Here is a 13,389-nt window from a genome sequence, read left to right as displayed (position 1 = left end):
AAGGCTTTCGTCGCATCTTCTCCCGGTTCGACAAGCTGGACGTGATGTTCATCGCCTTCATCAATTTTGCGCTCATCGTCGACGGGCTCAGATAGTGTGAACAGGCCCTAGATACCCGCACAAGGTACGTAGAGCGTCAGCGAAATGGACGGGACTCGTACGACTGCCTTTCGACTCTCCATGGGCGGGGCCATCGAAGACCGTTACAGAGAATCCTGCTGATACCAGCGGATTTACGAATCTCCACAAGTTCGCACCCCGACCATTCCACCCATGCGCCAGCACGACCTCAGGCCCGAAGCCAAAATGCCAGCATGCCAAGCGGAATCCATCGTGATAGTGGGCAAATCTCTCGCCATGCAAAAGACAATTCTCTTCCTCTTGCGTGAGCGCAATTCGCTGAGGAGTGGAGAAATTACGAATCAAATTATCCAGCACGGCATTTGTCTGCTCGCCCTCAGACTCCAACGCTACTTCCAAGTCGTTCAACATTTATCTCACCTTGAGTCCAACTGATTCGTGCCGATACTTTGTTCAACGCGCGATGCAGACAATTGCAACCTTCGACTATCTATTCGATATGAGCGTGAAGGTGCAACGAAAATCCGTTTCCCTTCACAGTCGACCTGGCCCGGTCTCCGTTGCACTTGAACATTACAAGTAAAAAATTAAAAATGAATGGAGCAGATGAGGTAATCATGCGCGTCACCGCCTGCGCCCTTATCGCTGCCCAATCGCCAAAGTCGGCGCCCCAACCCTGAAAGGGATGGATGCTCACCTTTTATGAGTAACCGCAACCACCCCGACTTGCGAAATCCCACACACTGGCATCCAATCTAAGGGACTGGCTGCATCTCGCGCTCCAGTTTGAACACGCTGACACTTCGCACAAGGTTGGTCGCCTGTTCAAACATCGAATGCGCGGAAGCGGCCGACTGCTCCACCAATGCAGCGTTCCGTTGCGTCATTTCATCCATCCGATGGACGGCCTCATTGACCTGCTCGATACCCTGGCTTTGTTCCCCCGAGGCTGCAGAAATCTCGTTGACGAGATCTGACACCTGCCTAATTGCCTGCTTTACTCTTTCCTTGACTTCGGTGACTTCTGCCGCCTGCTTGGAGCTGTCTTGCACCAACATCACCGACGATTCAATCAAGTTTTTAATTTCCTTAGCGGCGATCGATGCGCGCTTAGCCAGACTTCGCACCTCGGCCGCCACGACTGCAAAGCCACGCCCGTGTTGCCCGGCCCGCGCAGCTTCAACCGCTGCGTTTAAGGCGAGAATATTTGTCTGAAAAGCGATTTCTTCTATCAGGCCGGTAATCTCTGAAATCGCAGCGGAACTACTGCTGATCTCCCTAATGCTCGCGACCATGCCTAGAACGGCGTCATTCCCGCTGCCCGCCATGTCGGCAGCGTTTGTCGCCAGCGCATTGGCTTCACGTGCATTGTCGGCAGTCTGTTTAACCGTCTGAGTCAACTGGGCGATGTTCGCCGCGGCTTGCTGCAGTGAGACTGCCTGTTCTTCCGTCCGCGCCGAGAGATCAGTGTTTCCCGCGGCAATCTGACTTGCGGCCGATGTAATCGCATCTGCCCCTTCGCGAATTCTCCCTAATGTTGACCAGAGGTTCTTCTGCATACGGCCCATACTGGCAAGAAGACTATCTCTATCTCCGGATCGGGCGTTAACGTCGACCGTAAGATTGCCGTTGGCAATATTTCCGACAATCTCGACAGCGTAAGCCGGCTCGCCACCAAGGTCCTGTTTGATTTTCCGGAAAATCAATAACATGACAGCGCTGAGCGCTCCTGCCATCGCGACCAGCAGCAAGCTCCAGCTCAAGAGCGAGCGGCGGAAGGCTTCGTCGATGTCATCCGTGTACAGCCCAGTGGAAATACTCCAGTCCCATGAGGCGAAGTATCCAACGCAGCTAATCTTTTCAACTGGCTTCTGATGGCCTGGCTTGGGCCACAAGTACGACGTATATCCTCCACCGGACCGGGCCAGCTCAGCTCCATCACGAAAGATCGGCCGCCCGTTTGGATCCTTTAAGCTGCGCAGATTAGTTCCTTCCAATTCCGGCTTGATCGGGTGCATGATCACGTTGGTGCTTGTATCCGTGATCAGCAGATATCCGGCATCACCAAAACGCATCGCACGCAGCTGGGACAGTGCGCCCCGCTGTGCATCATCCTTATTTATCTGTCCTTTTTCAGCGGCGTCGGCATATTTTTGAATTATGCTCATCGCAACATCTACGATGTTTTTAAGAGCAGATTTCCGTTCTTCAATCATCGTCTGGCGAGTATGCAGCGCGCCCAAGCACAGATAACTACCAAACAAATCCACATTAACCCTAAGACCAACCAAAGCTTGGTTCTTAACGTCAAGCGGCTAAAATTCAATCCCATCAGTCTCTCCTCCTTGCTAACGCAATTCGTTGCCATGCCCTTGGACTCTTCATGTGCCACTTCGTGGATTGGATGATCACTTTCCAAGTCACGCGTATGACGCCAGGGCGATGCCTTATCATTCGCTTTTATGCAACAATACTCGCAAGGCGGGAGCCCCATGACTAGATTCCATTCTGCCGCCCCAAGGGTGATTTGGTGCCAAATCGGGTTTTTGGCAGGGTGTGAGCCGTCGGCATCACTATGGTGCGGCCTCAAGCACGGGATCACAAATGCCGTCGTGAGCATGAAGAAGCTGGGCCGCTCGGGAAGAACGACCCAGTCCTTTCGCCCCCGGAAATCATGCCATCAGCCTTCCATTCCATCGCTTCATTGACGTGCGAGGCGCCAATGTCTGGCGAGCACGCCAAGACGTTGCCGATGCTATGACTGCAGCGATCGCTGTCTCCTGCCTTTGGACAAGCGCCAGCCATCATCCACCCCGCACAGCGGCGCCCGTGGCACCGAATGACCGCCTAGCTGGCCGGAATTCACCTTGTTTGGTTATACGTTTCGGCAAACCATTGTCGGGACCGATCGAGTCCGTAGAACGTGCTTAGATACGTCGGCATATCGACGCCAAAAGGCGCACCCTCAGGAGACGACCAACTTCAAACTCTTATCGCGTAGTCACCTATGTGAACGCGCGCGATCGAACGATCTTCAAGTGCTACAAAAGGGCGTCGCCGATACCAAGAATCGAGTGCGATTTTCCAAAGATAGCTCGATTCTCTTCGAAGACCGAATCAAGGACGTCACAAAAGTCGCAGGCGAACGAGGCTCTGCTTTGGTAGTGGAGGAACTCCTCCTATCACGGCCGGAAGTTCGAGATGCAGCAGTCGTCGTTCGACCCCGACCAGATGTACGGAGACGTCGTGGTCGCCTCCGCCGTTTCACAAGTTGGTGAGGATAAAGAATTGTTGCCCCGAAGTCCGCTGCACGTCGCCCGAGAAAGCCCTCTCACGCTTCAAGGTACTCCAGGCGATTGGGTCGCGCAAAATTTGCCTGACATCGGTGTGGGCAATGTCGCGAAAACGCGCTACCCGAGTTGGCGTGGCCGACTGATATGAACGAAGCCGTCACCCGCATTTCCATGGTCCCCAACACGCCGGTCTCGATCGAACTTTCTAGGTAGCTCACTGGATCAGCTAGAAACTTTCCGATCTCGCGATAAAGGTGGCTTACCAATCTGGTATGCACTCCGATCCCACGACAGTTCTCGAGACACAGGACGGACAAGCGACTTCGAAAATCGGACTTTCACAATATCGAAACAAGCACATCCATGACGATGTGCGGAATCTTGGAGAAGACGTAGGTGAAGAAGTACTTAGTACCAACTGCCGCGATGCTGGCAAGCTCATGCCCCGCCTGGGCGCAGTCCGGCGTGACACTTTACGGCGTTGCAGACGCAAACATCGAGTATGTCAATCACATCGGCGTTTTGCCGACTGCTGCCAATGGATTCAATCCTGGTCCCGCCAAAGATGTTGTCAGGTTGAACTCCGGCGGATTTGCTGGGTCTCGGTGGGGCATTAGAGGAGTCGAGGATCTCGGACAGGGAGCCAAAGCGCTATTTGTTCTGGAAAGCGGATTCCGTATTGATAGCGGCGGTTTGATGCAAGGAGACAGGTTGTTTGGCCGACAGGCGTACATAGGCCTGAAGAATGCTCAATACGGTCAGATTACACTTGGAAGACAATATACGTCGCTTTTTGATGGGACGGCTGACTTCTATCCTGCCTACTACGCTCCTCAATATACCCCTATTGCTCTAGTTCTTGGCTCGAACAATCGGGAGGACAATACAATTAAGTACACGGGCGTATTTGGACCATTGACCGCGGTCGCCCACTACTCCTTTGGTACCGGCACCGCACTTCCGCAGACAGCTTCCACGGGTGTCGCTATTGGCGGGAACGGAGAAATACCTGGACACGCCAGACGCGATGGTGCATACGGGGCGGCACTGGTGTACTCCAAGGGCCCATTTTCGGCGATGGTGTCGATGGATCAGTTCAACCCCACCATCGGACCTGCGGCGAACCCGAGCAGCGGCAGCTTCAAAAAGTACGCGGGCGCTATGGGCTACAACTTCTCGTCGGGTCGCATCATGGGCGGTTACCGTTGGGGGCAAAACAAGAGCCCTTCTCGAGACACCTATTTGCGTGACGACTATTTTTGGTTGGGGGGAATTTATCAGTTCACGCCCGCCTTTAGCATGACAATTCAGTATGATTACGACAACGTCAAGACGGTTGCGGGACACGCCAATACAGCCAATCCGTGGCAAATCAACTTGATTGCAAACTATACACTTTCCAAGCGCACTGACTTGTATCTCTCTACGGCATACGCAAAAAACGCCGGCCTTACGCTCGATACCAGTCTTCTTTCATACACTACGACATTGTCACTCGGCAACAGCTACGTCCCGGGCAATGGTGCGTCCAACATGCTTGGCTTATCCGTGGGTATTCGACATACCTTCTGAACCATACAAGACCCATCTTAGCTGAGATGTAACGCGACGCGTCTTCGCGCATACGGCGCGAAGACGCAAATGGCGCCACTTTTGTGCACCAAATTTTTTCAGAGAAATATTGCCATGAAAATACTAGTACTCGGCGCCGGTGGTATGGGCGGTTACTACGGTGCGCGACTTATCCAAGTGGGCGCAGATGTCACGTTCCTAGTGCGTCCTCAACGAGGAGAATCCTTGACGCGGTATGGCCTACGTGTACGCAGCGAACTGGGAGATTTTGAAGGTCCGGTGCGGACCGTCATGGCTGAAGATGTCGGCGACGGTTATGACATCATACTTCTGACTTGCAAGAACTATGACCTCGATGCAGCGTTGGACGCTATCGCCCCCGCTGTCACCGGAGAGACACTCATTCTGCCCTTGGTCAACGGGCTAGAGGCATATGACAAGCTTGATCGACGCTTTGGCAAAGAACGTGTGCTGGGCGGCGTATCGTACATTGCCACAACGCTTGCGACCGACGGCTCGATCTTTCACGCGGGTGGCTTGGACAAACTCATCGTGGGGTCTCGGATGAAGAGTGCCGACGCTAAAGCGTCGGAGTTTTACGCGCTGGTTTCTCGCACGCCAGGGTTGCGCCATCTGTCCAACGATATTGAACAGGATCTGTGGAACAAGTGGTCCACACTTGCAGCAGGGGCACTAATGACCTGCCTTATGCGGGGGACCGTGGGCGATATCATGAAAGCCCGCGACGGCCGCAAGCTAATGGGACAGGCCATCAGCGAATGTGCTCAAGTTGCAGAGCTTGCTGGCCACGCGTTGCCTGAAAATGTGCTGGCCGACGCGCGAAGCAGGCTTTTGGACGAGTCATCCGCCTGGGCGGCTTCAATGATGCGCGATATCGCCCAGGGCGCAACCCGCATCGAGGCGGACGCCATCGTTGGCGACCTAATCAGACGAGCCGAAACTGCGGGTGTCACCCTGCCTCTTTGTCAAGTCGCATACTGCAACTTGCAAGTCTATGAGACTCGCAGCGTCTCGCCCACTAGATGATTTTGCTTCTTTCGAAGTCGGGCCCTGCATTGCGCAGGGTTCATGCTCCAATGCAATACCAGACGGCTCAAGCTACCTCGAATATATGCGCGCCATCACGGGGCAGTTGCGCAATCAGACCACCCCCCCCCGTCCAGGTAGGTTTGCGTTGCCGCCACGGTATTGGCTGTCCCTTCGAAGCGCCGGCGATAGCGCTCGGTGCGCGGCACCGCCAGCCAGGCGGCAGTGCCGCCATGGGCCGGCCACGACCTGCCGCATGATGATCCAGATCGACTGTGCGGCGCCAGGTCACGATTGCGGCATGACCCCAGCCAGCACGGCCGCGGCGGCCTCAAGCCGGTCGTGTGTGCCAAACAGCCGTGCGGCCATCATCCCGCTCTGCAGCGCGCCGTAGGTGACCTCCGCCAGCTGCGCGGGCGGCACGGGATACGGCGTGTCACGCAGCGGCTGCGCCCGTTCGAACAGGCCAGTCAGCCATTGCTCGTGCAGGCGAACGTACTCCCGCATCGTGGCACGCGCCTGCTCGGACAGCGACAGCACATCGGCTGACAGCATGTCTACCAGGCAGGCCTGATCACAGTCCAATCCCGCGCGCAGTGGCTCCAGGTATTGCCGCGCCTGTTCCGCGGGAGGCTGCTTGGTGTCGATCGCACGGATGCGCTCATGGGTGCGGGCGCTGTATTCGCCCACCGCTTCCAGCACGAGGTCATCCTTGGACGGGAAGTAGTAGTGAATGCTCGAGGTCTTGACGCCAACGAGTTCGGCGAGGTCGCGATAGCTGAAGCCATTGAACCCCTTACGACGGATCAGCACGAGCGTGTGCTCGATCAGTTGTTCGCGTACGGATAGCGACGTCATGGCTTCTGACTCCCTGCAGATGGTCAAGGCTCAGCGCCCCTGGAAACGTGCCTCGCGGCGTTCGACAAACGACTGGATACCTTCCTTGAAGTCCTCGGAAGCGAAGACCTGCTGACGGATATGTGGAATAGCGGCGATCGCCGCGTCCTCGCCGTGTTCGATAAAGGTGATTGCTGCAGCCTTCGTTGCCCGCAGTCCGATCGGGGCGGCCTTGCAAATCTGTCGTGCGATATCCATTGCACGCTCGCGATGCGGCCCGTAAGGGAGCACCTCTTGAACAAAACCGCAGCGCAGCGCTTCTTGCGCGGAAAACTCATCACAAAGGAAGAGGTGGTACATCGCATTACCCCAGCCCGTTCGCGTCAAGTACCGGAAATGGGCACCACCGAGCGGTGCGATCCCGCGCTTTGGCTCAAGCTGGCAGAATCGCGCCGTATCGGCCGCAATCACAATGTCCGAGGCCAGCATCAACTCAATCCCTACCGTATAGGTGATCCCGTGCACGACTGAGATCACCGGCTTACGGCAACGTCGCTTCAAACCAAGCGGGTCGACCTGATCGTCGGGAATCGGCTTCGCCGTCGCGTTCGGGCCAAAAAATTTCGCCATATCCAGGCCCGCCGTAGTGTGCTCGCCAGCGGGGTCAAGCACCGCGACCCAGAGATCGTCGTTGTCGTCGAATTCGGTCAGGTGCTTCGAGAGTTGATCCATCAATTCCGGCGTGATTGCATTCTTCTTGGCCGCGTTGTCCAGCGAGATGACGGCAATGTGCCCTTCGACGGTCATACGCACTTCCGCCGCTCTAACTTCGTTGCCCATACTTTGCTCCTTAATAAAATGTGCGACTGTAGGAACAGGGCGTGCCGTGCAATGGCTTTCGCTGCATGTCGTCATCCCCCTCTACGTTTTTGTTGCTATCAACGTGATAGTTAGTTTAGAGTTCCCACTATCACGATGCAAGTTAAATTTGCCGCTGGCCGCAGAGGTTACGAACCAAGGGTGTAGATGAAAAGACGCAAGCGTGCTATTGCCAGGGCAGCACGTGCACGGCTTTCCTTGATCGCTGCAACGAGCGGTGATGAACGTGAGTTGGCAAAGCAGGAGCTACTGAAGGAAATGAAGACGCTCGATGCACTGTTAAACGACCCACGTGTCTACACAAACACCGTTCTTGTGGAAGCACACAGCCAGCACAAGAAAGTGCAGGAGTTGGCGCCTTCCTACATCGATCTGATAGAGCGTCAGCCTCTCGTGCTTGCCGATATCAAACTCGCCGAGGATGAAGCTACTGAGCGTAGCAACGTGGCCACGACGACACTGAAGGCCGTCTCCCATGGAAGCGCGGTTACACAGCGTCTCGCAGGAAAAATGGACGACCTCCACCAGCACTCCGACTCGATAACGGAGATTCTGCAACTCATTGAGATCGCACTCCAAGCCAACATACTTGCATTGAACGCCGCTGTAGAGGCCGCTAGGGTCGGCAACCATGAGAGAGGATTCGCCGTCGTCGCAGCGGAAGTGCGTACGTTGGCTCAGCGGTGCACGGCAGTAGTAAGAGAGATTGGTAAGGTCATCTCAACGACGGTTTCCGACGTCGAGGCGGGGGCAATTTTGGCGCGCGATGCCACCAAGTCGATGGAAAAAGTGCGTCGCGCAATTGAGCGCACGGCTGAGTTCGCAACGGCCATGAAAATGCCCAGTCATCCTCAAGCCGCCAGAATTGGCGCGCTCGGCGACTCGGTGCGGGCAATGGACGAGTCAACCATGCGGAATGCTGCGTTGGTCCAGCAAGACGCCGCTGCAAGCATACTCCACCAGCAAGCTGAGACTCTTGCTGCGGACACCGGTGTATTTAAACTCGAACCTCCAATCACACCATCAAGTACGTAGTCTTGAAAGCATCACTTCCTTGAGTGCAGCTCGACGGGCGCGGAAAAAACATAGCCAAGTTCCGGTAGATGCAGATTCATATTCCCTATTGATCCTCGATATGGTAACGACGATCGCAGAATGCATTGAGCAACAGCTGCTAACAGCAGTTTTCCAGCCTATTGGGTCTCTAACATCTGGCGAAATTTTGGGCTATGAAGGCTTGATTAGAGGTCCGGCAGTCTACGCGCTAGAGAGCCCGCAGGCGCTTTTTGAGTTGGCAAGTCGCGAGGAATGTATGGTTCGCCTAGAACGATACGCCGCGCGCGTATGCATCGAGGCCTTCGTGCACGCCCGGTTGCCAGGAAAGCTGTTCATAAATTATAGCGCCGCTGCCATTAAGGAGATTGTCAATAATGAAAGCGATGCCCGGGATTTCTTGGAATCAGTAGGATTCCCCCTTTGGCGAGTAGTTATCGAACTAACTGAGCAAGCGAGCCCCGAGCCGCTGTCGTGCCTAGAGTCAGCGGTTCGAACAATCCGGGAAGCTGGCGCGCAGTTTGCGCTGGATGACTTTGGCCAGGGTAACGCGAACCTCAGTCTGTGGATTGCTTTGCAGCCAGATTACGTCAAGATAGACCGTACCGTGGTTGATGGTGTAGCGAAATCCGCCTTCCGACTTGAAGTCCTTCGTTATTTGCGGGGACTTGCAAACGCCGGAAATGCAACGCTAATCGCGGAAGGTCTTGAAAATGTGGAAGATCTGATGGTATGTCGGGACATCGGCATACCGTATGCGCAGGGCTATTTACTCGGCAAACCCTTGTCGGCACCTAGCGCACGACTTGAAGACAACGCTCTAGCTGCCATCCATGCAAAATCTCGGTATTTCCCGAGGCCTTGAAGTTGGCACCCTGTGCCTTTTTCGCGAGCGGATATTGATGCCCACGCTCTTCCCTATCGCCGGGGGGGGCTCTTCGGTAAGAAGAACTGCATAGAGTTTGCCAGAACTTCACCAACGCTGGTCCTCGAGGAGAGCGCGACCTTGGAGCAATTGGGCGGCTGCTGACCGGTCTACTATTCGCGCCACGGCGGGACGAGCAACCCTAGCCAGCGCAGCTACCTACCATTCGCGCAATGTAGGAGGTCGAGCAGGTCCCTCGCCTGAAGCCAGTCGTGTGAGTCGCTTTGTTCCGTAATGGTTTCACAAACTGGGACAAGCATCTGGCGACTGGCTTCTATTTTTCCTTGCTCCTTCCATAGCCAAGCAAGGCTGATTGACGCACGCAACTCCAGGGACTTGGCACTTTGCTGCCGTGCGATGGCAATTGCCTTGAGAAAGGACGCTTCCGCAGCCTGGGGAGCTAATGACATGTCCGGCTGCGCGACCGCCGTCCGTAAAAGGAGATCGCCCTGGAGATGAAGCAACCCGGCTTCGTGGCAGTGTTCTCCTGTATTGGCTACCGAAGTCAGTGATTGGGACAGAACATTCCACCCCGCCTGAAAATGCCCCGAATCGGCATAAGCTTCGGCCAATAGGCCGAGATAATATGGTCGCAGCACGCGGGCGCCAGTGGCGCGGCAAGCCGCGAGGCCTTGGCGAATCTGGGCAATTCCTGCGTCGCTTTGCCCTTGCTTGGCCAGTGCCCAACCTCTCAAGATCGTTGCCATTGCGAGCCAGTACGGAAATCCCTGTTCGGCAGTGAGCGCAATCGCTGCTTCGGCGTGCTCGCTGGTAAGTTCCGCCTCTTGCCGTAGTTGATACACTTGAGCAGTACAGACCAAGGCGTAAGCAATGCTAATGGGCTGAGAGATTTTTCGAGCCAGTATCAACGCCTCTTGACTGTGTTTCACGGCCTTCTCGGGATAGCCCAAATACCAATCGGTCAACGCCAGAAAACTGAGCCCCCGGACTCCAGGATCTTGTCCATAACGGGCGGCATGGACCCGATGCTGCTCCGGCCTATAGTGGGAAATCCCCTTCTCTAAATGCGATTGAGCGGTGTGGAAGTCGGCATGAAAGAATGAGGACCCACCTAGGGCCGTATACGCCTGCGCAAGCCACACCGGATCCTGCGTCTTCTCGCTGAGTTGGACTAGCGTTTGGCCAAGTTGATAGGCTGTCTCATGCTTAGCGCGAATCATGAAAAATATGCGCAAACCGAGCCTAACCTGAAAGAGTTCAGCGGTGTCTCCGACCATCTCGCATAAGGTCAAGGCACGGGAGTAGTTCGTCTCCACCTCGGGTGCTGCATAGCCTCGTGCGGCGATCAGGGCCTGACCAAGGGTGATGCGCAAGCTCAACTCCAGATGTGCACGTTCCTGCGTTTCTGGTAGCTCATTGAACAGTTCTAGCGCCGCGCTGAGATGATGCAATGCATCACGATGGGCCGAGCGGTCGAGGGCCTGACGCCCCGCGCATTGAAGGTACTCCACCGCCTTGGGAAGGTTGCCACTGAGACTGTAGTGATGTGCCAACTCGCTGCAGTGGTCCTTCAGCTGATGATGGAAAAGCGCTTCGATGGCACGGCCCGTTCGTTCATGGAGCGACCCGCGTTTCTCGGAAAGCAGAGAGCTGCCAGCAACTTCCTGAGTTAGAGCATGTTTGAACACGTAACCCACCTCGGGATAGATGGGCTGACTATAGATAAACTCTCCTGCCTCCAGATCTGCGAGGAGAGGCTGGAGACTTTCCTCTGACTGACCAGAGACTTGGGCTACCAAGCTCAACGTAAACTCCTTGCCGATGACGGCCAGGGTCTGCAGCAGTTCCTTTTCAGCTACTGGCAACCGATCAATGCGCGCTGCCAGCACGCCTTGAACCGTGGCCGGAATATGGAGCTCGGCTGGAACACTCTCGATCCGGTAGTATCCCGGGTCGCCGAGTAGCACCTTTTCCTCGATCAGAGTCTGGACCACCTCCTCCATGAAAAACGGATTGCCCTCAGTTTTTCTTAAGATCAACTGCTTTAGAGCGTCCATTCCGGGGTCGTCGCCCAACAGATCGGTTAGAAGGCATTGTGCCTCGGCAGGCCCCAAGGGATTCAGCCTTACCTCGGTGTAGTTGACCCGATGGCGCCAAGCGCAGCGGTACTCGGGCCGGTAGTTAACCAGTATGAGGATCCGCGCATCCTGTACCCGCTCAATTAGGTAGCAGAGAAATGCATCTGTTTCTCTGTCCAGCCATTGCAAATCCTCAAAAAGGAGTTCGACAGGCTGATTACGGCTCTCCTGTACCAGCAGATGCATGATGGCTTCGAATGTGCGCTCGCGCCGGAGGCTGGCGACCATGTCTGTCAATGCCGAACCGATGTCCTTGATGCCGAGCAGGAAGAGAAGATACGGTTGGTAGTCCTCCAGGCTGCGCTCCATTGTGCGGACTTTGCCTGCGACCTTTTCGCGGCAACTCCTCTCGTCGTCCTGAGGCGTAATCTGGAAATAGTTGCGCAAGAGTTCGATCAGCGGGAGATAGGCAAAGGCTTTGCCATGCGAAACAGAAAAGGTCTCCAGCAAAAGGCATTGGCGCGGCGAGCGCGCCTTAAACTCATGGAATAGCCGCGACTTGCCGACGCCTGCCTCGCCCACCACTCCGACGATCTGCAGGTGTCCGGCGGTGGACTGCTTCAGCGCTTGCTGAAGAATCAACAACTCGCGCTCGCGGCCCACGAAACGAGCCAGCCCGCGATGCGCTGCGACCTGCAGGCGCGTCCGCAGCGGTCCGATCCCGAGTAATTGATAGACCAGCAGCGGTTTCGGGATGCCCTTTAGCTCGGCGGATCCTAGTGCCTCGAACCTGAAATATCCCTCGGCAAGCTTTTGGGTTGACTCGCTCACCAGTATTGAAGAGAGCGCGGCCATTGTCTCCAGCCGCGCGGCAATGTTGATTGTGTGACCCACTGGGTCGTAGTCGGTGTGCAGGGCGTCCTTGCGAATCGAGCGCGTCACCACCTCGCCCGAGTGAATACCCACCCGTATCTGCAACGAAATGCCTTGCGCCATCCGGAGCCGGTCACTGTGCCGCTGCATTGCCTCTTGCATGCGCAGTGCAGCGTACATCGCCCGTTGAGGGTGATCCTCACGGGCGACAGGCGCGCCGAACAACGCCAGAATGCCATCCCCCAGCGACTTGGCAACGTAACCGTCATAGTAGTGCACCGCCTCCATCATCAGTTCGATGACTGGCGTGATGAGGCGATGGGCATCTTCCGGATCAAGGTCGTGTATCAGGGCGGTGGAACCGGCCATGTCGGCGAACAAGACCGTGATGGTCTTGCGTTCTCCAGCACCTTCGAGCGCTGCCTGTTCCCCAATGAGTTCGGAAAGCTGAGCTGCCGTGTGGCGGATGGGGGCAGTGGATGCCGGTTGCGAGAATTCGCCGGCAGGCGCCCCGCAAGCGTTGCAGAAGCGCGCCGCTGCACTCAGGCTCTGGCCGCAACGCGAACACGCGCGCGCGAGGCTGGCACCGCACTGCTCGCAAAAGCTGGCTCCATCGGCATTCTCGGAACAGCATTTTGCACAGTGCACCATACATGCCTCCCTGCAGAGCCATTTGCAATTAGAGCGGCTAACAAAACCGTGTCATCGAACGGCGCCTGATGGACGTTAGCGGTGGCATGGCACGAAAGAAGATCAACAACGAATTGTGGAAGGCATTGCAGCCGCTGCT

Annotated in this window: 9 protein-coding genes and 1 pseudogene; 5 read left to right on the top strand and 5 right to left on the bottom strand. The window is 55.9% G+C overall.

Going from position 1 to position 13,389, the window contains the following annotated elements; genetic code table 11:
• A pseudogene (locus KHO41_RS39940) lies at positions 1-95 on the top strand (IS5-like element ISCARN85 family transposase); the annotation flags it as partial.
• On the opposite strand, the gene KHO41_RS42050 reads toward KHO41_RS39940, so the two are convergent.
• Both KHO41_RS42050 and KHO41_RS39935 read right to left on the bottom strand, forming a co-directional pair.
• On the bottom strand, positions 88-492 hold the full coding sequence (locus tag KHO41_RS42050; RefSeq protein ID WP_376990023.1) for an alpha/beta hydrolase: 405 nt from the start codon (positions 490-492) through the stop codon (positions 88-90). The pseudogene KHO41_RS39940 and the gene KHO41_RS42050 overlap by 8 nt on opposite strands.
• 344 nt (positions 493-836) lie before the next feature.
• The gene (locus KHO41_RS39935; protein WP_244874262.1) at positions 837-2,351 is read right to left on the bottom strand and encodes a methyl-accepting chemotaxis protein; all 1,515 of its coding nucleotides are present in this window, start codon (positions 2,349-2,351) and stop codon (positions 837-839) included.
• 1,419 nt (positions 2,352-3,770) lie between these two features.
• Between KHO41_RS39935 and KHO41_RS39930 the strand changes: the two genes are divergently transcribed.
• Together KHO41_RS39930 and KHO41_RS39925 are read left to right on the top strand one after the other, a co-directional pair.
• Positions 3,771-4,946 carry a porin gene (locus KHO41_RS39930; protein ID WP_342344509.1) on the top strand — a complete coding sequence of 392 codons (1,176 nt, stop codon included), beginning with the start codon at positions 3,771-3,773 and terminating at the stop codon, positions 4,944-4,946.
• A gap of 114 nt (positions 4,947-5,060) precedes the next feature.
• Complete coding sequence (locus tag KHO41_RS39925; protein WP_211958712.1) at positions 5,061-5,993, top strand: 2-dehydropantoate 2-reductase; 933 nt, start codon at positions 5,061-5,063, stop codon at positions 5,991-5,993.
• Between the two features lie 288 nt (positions 5,994-6,281).
• Here the strand turns inward: KHO41_RS39925 and KHO41_RS39920 are convergent, their stop codons facing one another.
• Together KHO41_RS39920 and KHO41_RS39915 are read right to left on the bottom strand one after the other, a co-directional pair.
• Entirely contained in the window at positions 6,282-6,851 is a 570-nt protein-coding gene (locus KHO41_RS39920; protein ID WP_211958710.1) for a TetR/AcrR family transcriptional regulator, read from the bottom strand.
• A gap of 30 nt (positions 6,852-6,881) precedes the next feature.
• Positions 6,882-7,670 (bottom strand): crotonase/enoyl-CoA hydratase family protein, encoded by a 789-nt coding sequence (locus KHO41_RS39915; protein WP_211958709.1) that lies wholly within the window; start codon positions 7,668-7,670, stop codon positions 6,882-6,884.
• 186 nt (positions 7,671-7,856) lie between these two features.
• Here KHO41_RS39915 and KHO41_RS39910 point away from each other — a divergent pair, with 186 nt between their 5' ends.
• On the top strand, positions 7,857-8,744 hold the full coding sequence (locus tag KHO41_RS39910; protein ID WP_211958708.1) for a methyl-accepting chemotaxis protein: 888 nt from the start codon (positions 7,857-7,859) through the stop codon (positions 8,742-8,744).
• Positions 8,745-8,763: 19 nt separating this feature from the next.
• Positions 8,764-9,627: an EAL domain-containing protein gene (locus KHO41_RS39905; protein WP_244874261.1), complete on the top strand. Its 864-nt coding sequence runs from the start codon at positions 8,764-8,766 to the stop codon at positions 9,625-9,627.
• A 215-nt stretch (positions 9,628-9,842) separates the two neighbouring features.
• Here KHO41_RS39905 and KHO41_RS39900 read toward each other — a convergent pair whose 3' ends face one another.
• Positions 9,843-13,250, bottom strand: coding sequence for an adenylate/guanylate cyclase domain-containing protein (locus tag KHO41_RS39900; RefSeq protein WP_211958707.1), 3,408 nt, complete (start codon positions 13,248-13,250; stop codon positions 9,843-9,845).
• Positions 13,251-13,389 lie beyond the last annotated feature (139 nt).

This window comes from Cupriavidus numazuensis, from assembly GCF_905397435.1.
Taxonomy (GTDB): Bacteria; Pseudomonadota; Gammaproteobacteria; order Burkholderiales; family Burkholderiaceae; genus Cupriavidus; species Cupriavidus numazuensis.
This window is presented reverse-complemented; position numbering and strand designations above follow the sequence as displayed.

What these genes read in the sequence shown, in the direction of transcription:
- KHO41_RS39925 (WP_211958712.1), top strand. Translation starts at nt 5,061, where the DNA reads ATGAAAATACTAGTACTCGGCGCCGGTGGTATGGGCGGTTACTACGGT.
- KHO41_RS39915 (WP_211958709.1), bottom strand. Translation starts at nt 7,670, where the DNA reads ATGGGCAACGAAGTTAGAGCGGCGGAAGTGCGTATGACCGTCGAAGGG.
- KHO41_RS39900 (WP_211958707.1), bottom strand. Translation starts at nt 13,250, where the DNA reads ATGGTGCACTGTGCAAAATGCTGTTCCGAGAATGCCGATGGAGCCAGC.
- KHO41_RS39910 (WP_211958708.1), top strand. Translation starts at nt 7,857, where the DNA reads ATGAAAAGACGCAAGCGTGCTATTGCCAGGGCAGCACGTGCACGGCTT.
- KHO41_RS42050 (WP_376990023.1), bottom strand. Translation starts at nt 492, where the DNA reads ATGTTGAACGACTTGGAAGTAGCGTTGGAGTCTGAGGGCGAGCAGACA.
- KHO41_RS39920 (WP_211958710.1), bottom strand. Translation starts at nt 6,851, where the DNA reads ATGACGTCGCTATCCGTACGCGAACAACTGATCGAGCACACGCTCGTG.